This is a genomic window from Microbacterium sp. Marseille-Q6965, assembly GCF_946151065.1.
Lineage (GTDB): Bacteria > Actinomycetota > Actinomycetes > Actinomycetales > Microbacteriaceae > Microbacterium.
Genome location: NZ_CAMGZA010000002.1, coordinates 212,760 through 226,699, shown reverse-complemented (window position 1 = coordinate 226,699; position 13,940 = coordinate 212,760). Strand labels below are relative to the sequence as shown.

The 13,940-nt window shown below is 71.5% G+C and carries 11 protein-coding genes and 1 tRNA gene; 3 read left to right on the top strand and 9 right to left on the bottom strand.

The window, feature by feature from the left end:
- Nucleotides 1-64: 64 nt before the first annotated feature.
- From groL to N8N77_RS07560, 5 genes are all read right to left on the bottom strand, one after another.
- Nucleotides 65-1,684, bottom strand: a complete 1,620-nt coding sequence (gene groL, locus N8N77_RS07580; RefSeq protein WP_261165969.1) for a chaperonin GroEL — start codon at nt 1,682-1,684, stop codon at nt 65-67.
- Nucleotides 1,685-1,935: 251 nt separating this feature from the next.
- Nucleotides 1,936-2,139 (bottom strand): cold-shock protein, encoded by a 204-nt coding sequence (locus N8N77_RS07575; protein WP_261165967.1) that lies wholly within the window; start codon nt 2,137-2,139, stop codon nt 1,936-1,938.
- Between the two features lie 107 nt (nt 2,140-2,246).
- Nucleotides 2,247-2,783, bottom strand: a complete 537-nt coding sequence (locus tag N8N77_RS07570) for a LytR C-terminal domain-containing protein (protein WP_261165965.1) — start codon at nt 2,781-2,783, stop codon at nt 2,247-2,249.
- 60 nt (nt 2,784-2,843) lie between these two features.
- Nucleotides 2,844-3,083 (bottom strand): DUF3263 domain-containing protein, encoded by a 240-nt coding sequence (locus tag N8N77_RS07565; protein WP_261165963.1) that lies wholly within the window; start codon nt 3,081-3,083, stop codon nt 2,844-2,846.
- Nucleotides 3,084-3,092: 9 nt separating this feature from the next.
- A complete protein-coding gene (locus N8N77_RS07560) occupies nt 3,093-4,124 on the bottom strand; it encodes a DUF2332 domain-containing protein (RefSeq protein WP_261165961.1) in 1,032 nt (343 codons plus the stop codon).
- A gap of 65 nt (nt 4,125-4,189) precedes the next feature.
- Here N8N77_RS07560 and msrB point away from each other — a divergent pair, with 65 nt between their 5' ends.
- Together msrB and N8N77_RS07550 are read left to right on the top strand one after the other, a co-directional pair.
- A complete protein-coding gene (gene msrB / locus N8N77_RS07555) occupies nt 4,190-4,591 on the top strand; it encodes a peptide-methionine (R)-S-oxide reductase MsrB (RefSeq protein ID WP_261165959.1) in 402 nt (133 codons plus the stop codon).
- On the top strand, nt 4,588-5,151 hold the full coding sequence (locus N8N77_RS07550; RefSeq protein ID WP_261165957.1) for a nitroreductase family protein: 564 nt from the start codon (nt 4,588-4,590) through the stop codon (nt 5,149-5,151). The genes msrB and N8N77_RS07550 overlap by 4 nt, the downstream gene beginning before the upstream one ends.
- Here N8N77_RS07550 and N8N77_RS07545 read toward each other — a convergent pair.
- Complete coding sequence (locus tag N8N77_RS07545) at nt 5,132-6,124, bottom strand: DMT family transporter (protein ID WP_261165956.1); 993 nt, start codon at nt 6,122-6,124, stop codon at nt 5,132-5,134. The two genes, N8N77_RS07550 and N8N77_RS07545, sit on opposite strands and share 20 nt — an antisense overlap.
- A gap of 78 nt (nt 6,125-6,202) precedes the next feature.
- Here N8N77_RS07545 and N8N77_RS07540 point away from each other — a divergent pair, with 78 nt between their 5' ends.
- The gene (locus tag N8N77_RS07540; protein ID WP_261165954.1) at nt 6,203-7,573 is read left to right on the top strand and encodes a glucose-6-phosphate dehydrogenase; all 1,371 of its coding nucleotides are present in this window, start codon (nt 6,203-6,205) and stop codon (nt 7,571-7,573) included.
- Nucleotides 7,574-7,677: 104 nt separating this feature from the next.
- Here N8N77_RS07540 and N8N77_RS07535 read toward each other — a convergent pair whose 3' ends face one another.
- The 3 genes from N8N77_RS07535 to N8N77_RS07525 form a co-directional block, all read right to left on the bottom strand.
- Nucleotides 7,678-12,381, bottom strand: a complete 4,704-nt coding sequence (locus tag N8N77_RS07535) for a DUF11 domain-containing protein (RefSeq protein ID WP_261165952.1) — start codon at nt 12,379-12,381, stop codon at nt 7,678-7,680.
- 223 nt (nt 12,382-12,604) lie between these two features.
- Nucleotides 12,605-12,677, bottom strand: a tRNA-Thr gene (locus N8N77_RS07530).
- Between the two features lie 44 nt (nt 12,678-12,721).
- Nucleotides 12,722-13,744, bottom strand: coding sequence for a thioredoxin domain-containing protein (locus N8N77_RS07525; protein WP_261165950.1), 1,023 nt, complete (start codon nt 13,742-13,744; stop codon nt 12,722-12,724).
- Nucleotides 13,745-13,940 lie beyond the last annotated feature (196 nt).

Below are 13,940 nucleotides of genomic sequence, written 5' to 3'. Positions count from 1 at the left end.
CGGGGGTCGCGCGCCGATCCGTGAGGGACTCGGCGCCGCGTAGCGGCGCCGAGTCCCGCCGTGATCAGAAGTCCATACCGCCCGAGGGGTCTGCCGGGGCGGCCGGGGTCTTCTCCGGCTTGTCGGCGACGACGGCCTCGGTGGTGAGGAACAGACCGGCGATCGACGCGGCGTTCTGCAGCGCCGAGCGCGTCACCTTGGCCGGGTCGATGATGCCCGCCTCGAACATGTCGACGTACTCACCGGTGGCGGCGTTGAGGCCCTGGCCCGAGGGCAGCTCGGCGACCTTGGCCGCGACGACGCCCGGCTCGAGACCGGCGTTGAGGGCGATCTGCTTCAGCGGGGCCTCGATCGCGATGCGGACGATCGTGGCACCGGTCGCCTCGTCACCCGTCAGCGAGAGCTTGTCGAACGCGGTCGCGGCGGCCTGCAGCAGGGCCACGCCACCACCGGGGACGATGCCCTCCTCGACGGCGGCCTTGGCGTTGCGCACGGCGTCCTCGATGCGGTGCTTGCGCTCCTTCAGCTCGACCTCGGTCGCGGCACCCGCCTTGATGACGGCGACGCCGCCGGCGAGCTTGGCGAGACGCTCCTGGAGCTTCTCGCGGTCGTAGTCGCTGTCGGTGTTCTCGATCTCACGGCGGATCTGGGTCACGCGACCCTCGATCTGAGCCTGGTCACCGGCGCCCTCGACGATCGTCGTCTCGTCCTTCGTGACGATGACCTTGCGCGCGCGGCCGAGCAGGTCGAGCTCGGTGTTCTCGAGCTTGAGGCCGACCTCCTCCGTGATGACCTGGCCGCCCGTGAGGATCGCGATGTCCTGCAGCTGGGCCTTGCGGCGGTCGCCGAAGCCGGGAGCCTTGACGGCGACCGACTTGAAGATGCCGCGGATCTTGTTGAGCACGAGCGTGGCCAGGGCCTCACCCTCGACGTCCTCGGCGATGATGACGAGCTCCTTGCCCGCCTGGATCACCTTGTCGACGACCGGCAGAAGATCCTTGATGTTCGAGATCTTCTGGTTGGCGATGAGGATGTACGGGTCCTCGAAGACCGCCTCCTGGCGCTCGGGGTCCGTGACGAAGTAGGGGTTCAGGTAGCCCTTGTCGAAGCGCATGCCCTCGGTGAGCTCGAGCTCGGTGCCGAACGCCTGGGCCTCCTCGACCGTGACGACGCCCTCCTTGCCGACCTTGTCGATGGCCTCGGCGATGAGCGCACCGATCTCCGGGTCGGCCGCCGAGATCGACGCCGTGGCGCCGATCTGGTCCTTGGACTCGACCTCCTTGGCGTTCGCGAGCAGCTCGTCCGTGACCGCCGCGACGGCCTTCTCGATGCCGCGCTTCAGGCTGATCGGGTCGGCACCGGCCGCGACGTTGCGCAGGCCCTCGCGCACGAGCGCCTGGGCGAGGACGGTCGCCGTCGTCGTGCCGTCACCCGCGACGTCGTCGGTCTTCTTCGCGACCTCCTTGACGAGCTCGGCGCCGATCTTCTCGTACGGGTCGTCGAGCTCGATCTCCTTGGCGATCGACACGCCGTCGTTCGTGATGGTGGGAGCGCCCCACTTCTTCTCGAGCACGACGTTGCGACCGCGCGGGCCGAGCGTCACCTTGACGGCGTCGGCCAGCTGGTTGAGGCCGCGCTCGAGGCCGCGACGGGCCTCCTCGTCGAAAGCGATCATCTTTGCCATGTGTGTGTCGTCCCTCCCGGACGTAGGCGTATGGGTTTAGCACTCAAATCCTGCGAGTGCTAACGCCATTCTGGCACTCGACCCCAGGGAGTGCAAGCCGCGCAACGCGCCCTCCGGTGCCGCGCCGCGCACGCGTCCGCACCGCCCGTGAGCGCGCCCGCGCGTGCCGGCCGGGGCCGCACGCGCACGAACGCCCCGGGAGGATCCCGGGGCGTTCACCCACCGTCAGAGAGGCGGGGCGCTCGAGGACGTCAGAGCGGGCGGACGGCCTCCGCCTGCGGGCCCTTCTGCCCGGCGCCGACGGTGAACTCCACCGCCTGCCCCTCCTCGAGCACGCGGAAGCCGCTCATCTCGATGTTCGAATAGTGGACGAAGACGTCCTGGCTGCCGTCGGAGACGGTGATGAACCCGTACCCCTTCTCGGCGTTGAACCACTTGACGGTGCCCTGGGTCATGCGGGAGCTCTCCTGGTGCTGCGGGGAATCGACAGCGCCAGCGTAGCCAGCGGAACCACCCGCCGGAACGCGTTCAGGAGAGGTTTGACACGCGCGATTCGGAACGTTTACCCGGCGGAAACACGATCCAGGCCGAGGACCACGGTGACGATCTTCGTGGCCGGGTCCGAGACGTAGGCGGTGCTCTCCTGCAGTCGCCCCCCGCCCAGCGCCTCCGCCACGCCCGCCGCGGCGGCCTCGTGTTCCGGCGCGGCGTAATAGACGACCGTCTCGGGGATGTCCGTGGCGCTCGAGGCGCCTGCCGAGACGTCGTCGCCGTTCCAGCCGGCGGCGACGAGTTGTTCCTCGGCGCGCACCTCGGCGCCCTGGGACGAGGTCCCGTTCAGGATGAGCACCTCGTAGGACGTGTCGACGACCGCAGCGACCGACGGCTCCGGCTCCGGCTCCGCGACGACATCCTGTTGCTGCGACAGGGCGAGGAACGTCACGACGCCGGCGCAGAACAGCACCACGGCCGCCACTCCCGCCCACAGCAGCGCGACGCCGACGCGCATGCGGGGGTTCTCGGCGCGGTGCGCGCCGATGCGGTCGCGCTGACGAGGGATGTCGTCGAAGCGGTCGCGGGGGTACGTCTCGTTCGGCACCCGACGATGCTACCGGGCACCTCTCCGGCGATTCTGAACGGCGGGCGACCGCGGCCCGGTTCAGGCGTGCAGGGCGGCGCGGCGCGCAAGACGTTCGTCGCGCACCCGGCGCAGGCGCTTGACGAGAAGCGGGTCGTGCTCGAGTGCGTCGGCGGTGTCGATGAGGCGGCCGAGCACCTGGTAATAGCGGGCGGGCGTCATGCCGAGGGTGGCGCGGATCGCCTCCTCCTTGGCGCCTGCGTGCCTCGTCCATTCCGCCTCGAAGGCGAGGATTGCGCGATCGGTCTCGGTCAGGGCCACACCTTCACGCTAGGACGAGGAGCGCGCGCCCCCGGGAGGCACACCGCGCGCGCCGGAATCCTGCGCCGTGCGGGCTGCGATCCACGCGCCGAGCGGGTCGGCGGCCGCGATGATGTCGCCATCCAGCGCCAGCGCGAAGCCATCCCAGCCGACCGGCTCGGGCGGCCGCGTCCACGCGTCGTGAAGGGCGGGTGCGTCCAGCGTGATCCAGCGTGCATCCAGCGAGCGGATGATCGCGATCAGGCGCTCGCGTGCGGCGCGCGGCACGTGCGGCAGGACACCGGGCGTCGTCACGACGAGCGTGGCCTCCGGCGGCGCCTGCGCCGCCAGTGCCTCGAGCACGCGGGGCGCACTGGCGTCGGCCGCGACGAGGAGCGGCGGATCTGCGGCCGCGACGTCGAGGGCCGCGTCGATGCGCGCGGCCCGGCCGCTCTCTCCTGGCCAGACGAGCCCCCTGATCCAGGCCCGATCGTCGGGACGCGTCGGGTGGCGGGGGGCCGGATCGACCCCGGCGCGCCACACGACCTCCGGCAGGATGGTGGGCACGGGGGTGTTGCCGCGCAGGGCGCACTCGAGCACGACGGGAGCTCCCGCCCCCAGCTCACGCACCGATCCGTCGTCGCCTCGGAAGCGATACGCATAGCGGTCGGGGTAGAGGCACAGGCCGGCCGAGGCGCCCACCTCGAGGAGCGCGATCGGCCCGCGCACCCGTTGCAGGGCGTACACCAGCGGCGCGCAGCGTCCCGGCTCGTTGGTCTGCACGGACCGCGCGGCACACTCCGCGACGACGAGATCGGCGTGCGATCGCACGAACGCTGCCCACCGGTCGTAGTCGCCCTCCTCGGCACCGAGCAGGCGGGTGACCGCGAACACGAGCGGCGGCTGGCGATGGGGCGGGTCCAGACGCGCGAGCAGCGCCGCGATGTCGCGGTCGCGGGCCACGCCCGCCGCCCATTCCGCGTACAGCGCGCTGCGCCCGGGGGCCTCATCGCGCGCGAAGCGGGCGTAACGCTCGCGCACGGCGGCGACCTCGGAGTCCATGCCCCCAGTCTGCCCGCACGCCCGCGACCCGCGCCGGCGCACCCCGATCCGCGTACCCTGGAGACATGGCCTATGAAGTGCAGAAGTCCGAGGACGAGTGGCGTAACGAGCTCGGCGAGGACCGGTACGCCGTCCTGCGTGAGGCCGCCACCGAGCGCCCGTGGACGGGCGAGCTGCTGGACGAGGAGCGCGCCGGCATCTACACGTGCGCGGCGTGCGGCAACGAGCTGTTCGTGAGCGGCACGAAGTTCGACTCGCACTGCGGCTGGCCGAGCTTCTACGAGTCCGTGCGCCCCGAGGCCGTCGAACTGCTCGAGGACACCAGCCACGGCATGGTGCGCACCGAGGTGCGCTGCGCCAAGTGCGGCTCGCACCTCGGCCACGTGTTCCCCGATGGCTTCGGCACCCCCACCGGCGACCGCTACTGCATGAACTCCATCGCCCTGGACTTCACGCCGGAGTCGTGAGCGTTTCCGACGCCCGCACCCCGCACCCGGCGCGGGATGCGGTGCGCGCGCGCCGCTCGTACTCGAAGGTGACCGACGTCGCACCCACCCGCGAGGAGCTGCTCGACCTCGTCGCGGCGGCGGCGCGCGTGGCGGATCACTCCGGGCTGCGGCCGTGGCGGCTCATCGAGTTGCGCGGCGCGGACCGCGAGCGGCTCGGACGCGCCATCGCGAAGGCGCAGGGCGACGACGAACCGTCGTCAAAGCCGCTGCGTGCGCCGCTGCTGATCGCCATCGTCGCGTGCATCCGGCCCAGTGAGAAGGTGCCCGCGTGGGAGCAGGAGGCCGTCGCCTCGGGGGTCGCCCACACGCTGAGCCTGCTGCTGGATGAGGCCGGCTGGGGCGTCATCTGGCGTACCGGCCGCTACACTCGCAGCAAGCCCGTCGCGAAGGCGCATCGCCTCGCGAAGGACGAGCGCCTGCTGGGGTGGCTGTATGTGGGCGGCAAGCCTGAGGACGAACGCGGCGGTCACCGCAAGACGGTGGATCCCGAGGAGTTCCTCAGTCGGCTGCCGCAGTAGCGTCGACGGCGGCCGGGCGCCGACGGCGCCAGCGCACCGCGGCGATCGCGACGCCGATGGACGCGAGCGCCACCGTGGTGGCGGACTGCCACGCCGCGGCGGGCGCCACGGGCGGCCAGATCGCGTCGAGCACCACCGACCCGACGAGTTGGCCGAGCACCGAGGCCAGGCCGAACAGCAGCACGCCCGTCCGGGCAACCAGCGCCGCGCTCATGAAGATGTAGACGCAGCCGATCAGCCCGCCCACGTACAGCCACGGCTCGCCGGGCAGCGGATCCGGTGCGCCGACGACGGCCACGTGGATGAGCGCCGCGATGGCGAGCACGGCGGTGCCCCCGACGAAGTTCACGGTCGTGGCCGCCAGCGCGGACCCGACGGCCGCCCGCAGCCGTCCGTTGGTGGCCTGCTGCCACGCCACAGCGAAGCCGACGAGCAGCGGCAGCACCAGCATCCACAGCGGCGCGCGCGTGATGGCGTCGCCGCCGAGCGAGAACGCGACGGCCGCGAGCGCGAGCGCCGCGCCGACCACACGCGGCACGGTGACCGCCGTGACCCCCGCCGGCCCGTAGCCGACCCGATCCACGACGATGCCGATCAGCGTCTGGCCCGCCACCATGCCGACCGTGAAGAGCGAGACGCCGATGATGGCCACGGTGAGGCCCTGCGTCGCCACGGTGAGCGCCCCGGCGGCGCCGCCGACGAGCATCCACCACGGGGCCTTGCCCGACCGGATGGCCGCGATGAGCGAGCGGATGCCCGAGCGCCCGGCGGGCAGCAGGGCGCTGAGCACGACGAGGATCGCCAGACCGCTGCCGAAGGAGATGACGGCGGCGACGAGACCGTCGTCGAGCGCAACGCCGAGCTGGGCATTCACGCGGGCCTGCAGCGCGGCCAGCACGCCCACGGCCACGGCGCCGCCGATCGCCAGCACCGCCGGCAACCAGGAACGGGCGGCGGGTGGAGCGACGGTCACCGATCCAGCCTACGCCCGCCCCGCCGCGCGTCCGTCCCGCCCTCGACGGGCGCCGGCGGGCGCGGCTAGCCTCGGGGCATGGGCAGACCGAGCGCGAGCGTGGTGATCCTGGGCGCCGGCGGCGACCTGACCGAGCGGCTGCTGCTGCCCGGCCTGGCCAGCCTGCTGATGCGCCACGACTACGACGTGCAGGTGATCGGCGCCAGCACCGGCGAGAGCACCGACGACGAGTGGCGGCGGCTCGTCTCCGAGAGCTTCGCGAGGGTGGAGGACGGCGGCGACGCCCCGCCCGACCTGCTCGACTCGGCGGTCTACATCCGCGCCGATGCGACGAGCGCGGAAGACCTGCGGCGGGTGCTCGCCGCCTGCCGTCATACCCCCGTGATCTACTTCGCGTTGCCGCCGAGCGTCACGATCGCGGCGTGCGAGGCGCTGCGCGAGGTGGACCTGCCCGACGACACCCGGCTGGCACTCGAGAAGCCGTTCGGCACCGACCAGGCCTCGGCGCGCCGACTCAACCGTCTGCTGACGCGGCTGGTGCCCGAGACGCAGATCTACCGGATCGACCATTTCCTCGGCATGTCGATGGTGCTGAACATCCTCGGGATGCGGTTCGCCAACCGGATGTTCGAGGGCGCGTGGCAGCGCGAGAGCGTCGAGGGAGTGGAGATCGTCTTCGACGAGACGCTGGGCCTGGAGGGGCGCGGAGGCTACTACGACGCCACGGGCGCCCTGATCGACATGCTGCAGAGCCACCTGTTGGAGGTCATGGCACTCCTCGCCATGGAGCCGATCCCCCGCCTGGACGAGGTGGAGCTGCGCTCGAACATCGCGCAGGTGCTGCGCAGCACGCGTGTGCGCGGCGGCGACGCCGTCGCCTCCAGCCGCCGCGCGCGGTACAGCGCGGGGCGTGTAGGGTCCCGTGAACTGCCGTCGTATGTGGACGAGCAGGGTGTGGACGCGAGCCGCCAGACCGAGACGCTTGCAGAGATCGTGTGCGAGATCGACACGCCCCGATGGCGCGGCGTGCCGTTCGTCCTGCGCTCCGGGAAGGCGCTCGCCGAGGATCGGACCACCGTGACCGTGCGGATGCGCCCCGTGGAGCCCATCGAGGGGCTCACGGGCACGCCGAAGCCCGACAGGATCACGATGGATCTGATGACGGGCGACGTCGCGCTCGCGGTGACGATGAACGGCAGCGGCGACGTCTTCGCCCTCGAGCAGAGCGTGCTCACCACCGAGCAGAAGCCCGGTCACCTCCTGCCGTACGGCCAGGTGCTCAAGGGGATCCTCGACGGCGACCCGTTGCTGTCGGTGCGCGGCGACGTTGCCGAGGAGTCGTGGCGCATCGTCGAGCCGGTGATCGCCGCCTGGCGCGACGGGAGCGTGCCGCTCGAGGAGTATGCGGCGGGATCGGCCGGCCCCGGGTGGGAGACCGACCGGCGCTGAGCACCGCGATGCCGACCGGGGACTCACCGGCGTGGGGCGATGATCCCGCCGGTTACGCCGGTACGCCCGGATGCCGGTGCACCTCACCGCCCCGAACGTGCGCCCTACCGCAGCCGCGCCCGTCGACGCATGCCCGCGATGAGCGCCGCGCCGAAGGCGAGCAGCAACGCCGCCGCGCCGAGCACGACGATCGGTGCTCCGTCGACCCCGGTGGCGGCCAGCCCGCCCGTGTACGTCCGCACGATCTCGGAGCGGCCCTGGACCGGCTCTCCGCTCGGCCCGGTTGCGGTTGCGGCGGCCTGGTTCTCGACGCTGCCCCGGGCGGCATCCGCGGCGGTGACGACATATGCGTCGGCGGTGGCCGTGACCGACGCCCCGGGCGCGAGCGACGCGAGGCGCGACGGTGTGAGGCCGGCGAGCTTGGCGTCGACGATCGCCACGTCCGTGAGAGTGACGTTGCCCGTGTTCGTGACGGTGATGCGGTACGAGATGGACTCCCCCTGCTCGAGCACCCCGTCGCCGTCGGCGTCGTGCGGCGCCGCCTCCTTGTCAACCGCGAGCTGCGTGGAGACGGGTGCCGGGGACACGCTCACCGTCGAGGGCGGCGTGGTGATCTCCCCGCCGCCGGGGAGTGACCCTGTCGCGGTGGCGGTGTTCGTGATCTCGCCCGCCACGATGTCGTCCTCGGTCACGAGGTAGGGGTCGGCAGTGAAGACGACCTGCTCCCCCACCAGGAGCGTCGCGGATGCCGGAGCGATCCGGACCACCCGAGGGTCGTCGATCGAGACGTTCTCGATGCGGGTGTTGCCCGTGTTGGTCACCGCGAACGCGTAGGTGATCCGCTCCCCGAGATCCGCCATGCCGTTGCCGTTGAGGTCTTCCAGGGTCGCGAGCTTCTTCATCAGCATGCCCGGATCGACCGTCGGCGTGGACACCGTCGCCGGCGGCGACTGCGTCTCGCCGCCGCTCGGAGTGCTCCCGGTGGCGCGCGCCGAGTTCAGGATGACTCCCCGGTCCACATCCGCACGGGTGACGACGTAGGGATCGGCGGTGAACACGGCCTCAGCACCCGGGGCAAGGGAGTCGATGCTCGCCGGCGTGAGACCGGTGAGCATCGCGTCGTGGGCACGCACATCGTGCAGCGTGACGTTGCCGCGGTTGGTCACCACGATGGTGTAGCGGATGCTCTCCCCCTCGTCGGCGACGGCATTGCCGTTGCCATCCACGAGTTCGGCCCGCTTGTCGGTCACGAGCGCGGCGACGGGATCGCTGACGGGCAGGGAGTGCGTGGCGCGCTCGGAGCCGACCGTGTTCCCGCTCGGTGCGCGCCCCGCGGCCGTGGCGACGTTGACGAGGCGTCCGGCGTCGATGTCGGCCTGCGAGACGCGGTACGCCTCCGCCGCGAAGGTCTCGGACGCGCCGGGGGCGATATCGGCCGAGACGGGGCTGATCGAGGAGACGCGGTCATCCGTCACGCTGACGCCGCGCAGCGTCACGTTGCCCGTGTTCGTCGCGACGAACACGTAGGCGACAGTCTCGCCGAGGTCGGCGACGCCGTTGCCGTTCGCGTCGTCGAGCAGGCCGTTCTTCTCGAGCACCAGTCCCTCCGCCACGTCGGCGGCGGCCACGGCCGCCGACGCGGGCGGGGTGGTGATCGCCGCGCCGCCCGGCACGGTGCCCGTGGCGGTGGCCGTGTTGACGATGTCACCGCCGGCGAGGATGTCCTCCTCGGTCACCGTGTACGGTGCCGACACGAACAGCTGGGTGCGCCCGGCGTCGATCCGGGCCGAGGCGGGCTGCACGCCCTCCACACGGGGATCGTCGACGGCGACGTCTTCCAGGCGCGTGTTGCCGGTGTTCGTCGCCTCGAAGGTGTAGGTGATCGTCTCGCCGACATCGGCCACGCCGTTGCCGTTGGCGTCGGAGAGCTCTGCGCTCTTGCCGAGAGTGAGGCCGGGCCGCACGGTCTCGACCTCCGTGCTGCTGGGCGGCGACTGCACCCGCGCCGAGTCGGGTGCCGTACCGGCCGCGGTGGCGGTGTTCCGCACGACCCCGGTCGCGACGTCCTCCTCCGTGACGATGTAGGGCGACGCGGTGAAGCGGACCGATTCCCGCGGCGCCAGAGACGCCACGCTCACCGGGGCCATGGCCCCGGCCTTCGGGTCGTCGACGGACACGTCGGAGAGGGTGACGTTTCCGGAGTTCGTGACGACCACGGCATAGTCGATCACCTCACCGGCGTCGGCCACGCCGTTGCCGTTGGCGTCCGCCAGCTGGCCCGATTTGACGGCACGCAGGGCGGGGGCCGCCTGCGGTACGTCGACGACGGTCGCCGACGGCGGCGGGATGATCTCCGCGCCATCCGGCGCCCGGCCGGTTCCCGTCGCCTCGTTCTCCACCGCGCCGCTGTCGACGTCCGCCTGCGTCACCGTGTACGGGTCGGCGGTGAACAGCACGCGCTGCCCGGGGATGAGCCGTGCGCTCACGGGCGAGATGCCGGTGACCTTCGGGTCGTCGACGGCCACGTCGGTCAGAGTGAGGGTGCCCGTGTTGGTGGCGAGGAACGAGTAGCGGATGATCTCGCCCGCATCGGCGAGGCCGTTCCCGTTGACGTCCTCCAGGTCGGCGCGCTTGTCCAGCACCCAGCTCGCGACCGGATCGACGGTCGGGATGGTGACCGAGGACGGATCGGTCTCGATCCGCTCAGCTCCTCCCAGGGGCATGCCGGAAGCCGTCGCCTCATTCACCACGCGGGTGTTCTGGACATCCTCGTCCGTGACGACGTACGGGTCGGCGGTGAAGATGACCTGTTCCCCGGCGGGGATGTCGGCGGAGGCCGGGGTGATGCCGGTCACCCGGGGGTCCTCGACGGTCACCTCGCGGATGTCCACGTTGCCCGTGTTCGTGACGACGAAGGAGTACTGGATGCGCTCTCCGCCATCGAGAAGCCCGTTGCCGTTGGTGTCCTCGAATTCGCCCGACTTGACGAGGGTGAGTCCGATGTCGGCCGTCGGTGTCACCGTGGAGCTTGGCGGTGACTGCACCGTCGCGCCGTCTGGAGACGTGCCGCTCGCGGTCGCCGTGTTGCGCACCTGCCCGTTCGCGACGTCCTGCGCGCTGACGAGGTACTCCCCCGCGTAGTCCTGCGACGCGCCGGGAGCGAGCGTGACGCGCTCCGGGGTCAGCGTCACGATGGCGTCCTCCACCGAGACGGCGTCGAGGGTGACGTTCCCGGTGTTCGTCACGGTGACGACATAGCGGATCGTCTCGTTCTCGTCGGCGGCCCCGTTGCCGTTCGCGTCGACGAGCTCGGCGGACTTGATGGCCTCCAGGGCCGGCTCGGGGGGTGCGGCCACGGACCAGCTCGACGGGGCGCTGGTGATGACGTCGCCGAAATCGTCGGTGCCGGAAGCGGTGGCGGTGTTGTCGACGGATCCCGAGTCGATGTCGGCCTGCGTGACGGTTCGCGACCCGGTGAAGCGTGTCGTTCCCCCTGCCGCCAGATCGACCGCGGAGGGCGAGAGGTCCACCGCACGAGGATCGGTGACCGCAACGCCCGTGAGGTCGGTCGTACCCGGATTGGACACGGCGAACCCGTAGCGGATCATCTCGCCGACGTCCGGCACGCCGTTGCCGTTGACGTCGTCGAGTTCGCCGGTCTTGACGATCGTGAGCGTCGAAAGCTCGACGGTGATGCTGTCGGAGGCGGTGTTGTTGGCGGCGATCGCGTCGGACTCGTTGCCGAGCACGGTCGCCGTGTTCTGGATGCTCCCGCTCGTCGCATTCGCGGCGATGCGGGCGCCGATCGTGAAGGTGACGCTCGCGCCCACCTCCAGTCGGCCACCGCTGCAGGTGAGCTGCCCCGCGCTGACCGAGCAGCCCGCGGGAAGCTCGAGGCCGGTGAGCGCCCCGGGCAGGCGGTCGCTCACGGTGAAACCGGAGGAGACACCCGCGCCGTTGTTGGTGATCGTGAGGGCGAAGCTCGCATCGCCTCCCGGCTTCACCCGGTCCTGCGCGAAACGCTTCGAGATGGCGAGATCGGCGGGAGAACCCATCGACGACGTCGCGTCGTTGTTCGACGACGGCGGTCCGGAGATCACCGAGACGACCGTGAACGTAGGAGTGGCCGCGGCCGGGTTGGTCACGCGCACCTGCGAGATGTCGCCGGTGGCGTTGTCGGTGAAGCCGAGATTGCCATTCCCGTACGTCCACGCGCCGCCGGCGTTGTAGCCGCTGAGACGCGCCGGCGCCGGGAAGCTGGTGACCACACCGGTGGTCGACAGCCGGTGGATCTGACCGCCACCCATGCCCCAGAAGTACCCGCCCGCCCAGGTGAAGTCGGCCGCCGGGAAGTTACGTGAGAGCGCCACCTCCGTGCTCGCACTGCCCGCCACAGCCAGGTTGGTGCGGAACAGGCGCGCCCCGTTCGTGTACCAGAACTCTGCCGTCGAGGCGCGGAAGGCCCCCACGTGCGCCGCGACGGCGGCCGCCTTGACGTTCTGCACCGCACCGTTGCTGTGGATGCGGATGATGTACCCGTTACCCACGCCGTAGATGAAGTTGTCCTGCTCGTTGTAGCCGACCGCGTTATACGTGATGGCGGCAGGCCCACCGATGTTCTGGAAGCGCAGTTCGCCGCTCAGCTGCGACCCGCCCGAGAGCTGGGTGGGTGACGCCTGCGCCAGGTAGACCATGGCCTCCGCATCGCTGAAGGGCGCCGCGCTGGCCGGCGTCGCCACGAGCAGAGAGGCGACGATGGCGCCGGCGGACGCGAGCGCGGCGGCGGCGCGCCGCAGGGAGGTCTTCATCCCCCGGCGGGAACGGGAAGCGATGGGGTTGCCCGGGCGGGGGTCGTACACGTGTTGTTCTCCTGACGCGACTCACGGCACATGCCATGCCGCTCGAAGCGTAGCGGTTCGGCGACACTCTTCCCGTCACCGGCCGTCATCGCGGTGCGGCGTCGAGAGTTCGCTCGCCCATCGACCCGACGCGCCTGCGTGCGCAGGCGGAACGTCGCGCGAGACCCTTCGGTGCCGGCTGAGGGGCTCGAACCCACGACCCCCGCTTTACAAGAGCGGTGCTCTACCAACTGAGCTAAGCCGGCGCGCGTTCCATCCTAGGGCGTGGCCCGCCGCTGCCCGCCCGGGCTCACTCCGCGGGTGTGGCGCTGCCCGAGGGCGTCGGCGTGGGCGACGGGGTCGACAGGTAGGCGTCGCTCTCCACCGTGAGCACGAACTGCGTGAACTCGGCGGGGTCGTCGAGCGAGCCGACGTAGGCCTCGCCGTCGACGAGGATCAGCGGGGCACCCGCGAGCGTGACGCCATCGGTTCCCGGCAGCGCTCCGTCGAGGGCCTCGTTCGTCGTCTGCCGCGCCCAGTCCAGGTATGGGGCCAGCTCGATGCACTCGCGCACGTTGCGCTCGTTGGTGGCGCCGGAGGCGACCGCTAGGTCGGCGAGCTGCTCGTCGGTGTAGCCCGCGGTACCGGGCTCGGGCTGGTCCAGCAGGAGGGCGTGGTTGAACGACGGGAAGGCCTCGGGTGCGTGCGTGGCGACGCAGGCCGCCGCCGCGACCGCGCGCTGCGAGTACTTCGTGCCGTTGGACTTCGGAGTCAGCAGCGCCACGGGGTGGTAGCTGAGCGTGACGTCCCCGCCCTCCACCCAACGCGCCAGACGGGCGGCGTTCGCACGCTCGAACTCCCCCGATTCGGCGGAGAGATAGTCGACGTACACGCGGATCTGGACGGGCTCGGCCGCCGGCGTCTCCTCGGCCTCCGGCTCCTGGGTGGGCGTCGGGGTCGGGGTCGGGGTGGCGTCGGCCGAATCGATCATCGCCGTGACGTCGCGCCCGTTCACCGTGAAACCGCCATCGACGAACCCCGCAGGCACCCGCGTCTCCGAGGTCACCTCGGGAACGACGGTGTTGGTGATCGCGAACGCGGCGGCCCCCACGATCGCGAGCGCACCGACACCGATCCCGACCCGCGTGAGCACACGACGCCGGCTCTGCCGCGCGGACACCTGCTTCGCCTTCTCGCGCAGCGCCTCGCGACGGCTCACGTCGGCGGCCGACTCGGCCGCCTCGCGACCGTGCCGCGCCTGAGCCGGGTCGACCGGGTGGCCCTTCGGGGCCTCGTCCGGCACCGGTGCGTTCGGCGTCTCGTCGCTCGACATGGTCCTCCCTCGCCGCTCGTGCGGCCTCCCCAACCTTCCCGAGGATAGTCCCGGGTCCTGGGAATGCGCTCCCCCGGTCGCGCCGCAATCGCCCGACGCGACCGGCTTCGCGCCCCACGGAATCGGCGCGCGTGCCATACTGATGGCGACCCAATGACGGGTCGCGGCGGGTGCCCCCGCCGTTCCATCACTACGG

Excerpts from the sequence above, each read along its gene's own strand:
- N8N77_RS07535 (WP_261165952.1), bottom strand. The coding sequence starts at position 12,381 with ATGAAGACCTCCCTGCGGCGCGCCGCCGCCGCGCTCGCGTCCGCCGGC.
- N8N77_RS07525 (WP_261165950.1), bottom strand. The coding sequence starts at position 13,744 with ATGTCGAGCGACGAGACGCCGAACGCACCGGTGCCGGACGAGGCCCCG.
- N8N77_RS07560 (WP_261165961.1), bottom strand. The coding sequence starts at position 4,124 with ATGGACTCCGAGGTCGCCGCCGTGCGCGAGCGTTACGCCCGCTTCGCG.
- N8N77_RS07540 (WP_261165954.1), top strand. The coding sequence starts at position 6,203 with ATGGGCAGACCGAGCGCGAGCGTGGTGATCCTGGGCGCCGGCGGCGAC.
- groL (WP_261165969.1), bottom strand. The coding sequence starts at position 1,684 with ATGGCAAAGATGATCGCTTTCGACGAGGAGGCCCGTCGCGGCCTCGAG.
- msrB (WP_261165959.1), top strand. The coding sequence starts at position 4,190 with ATGGCCTATGAAGTGCAGAAGTCCGAGGACGAGTGGCGTAACGAGCTC.
- N8N77_RS07575 (WP_261165967.1), bottom strand. The coding sequence starts at position 2,139 with ATGACCCAGGGCACCGTCAAGTGGTTCAACGCCGAGAAGGGGTACGGG.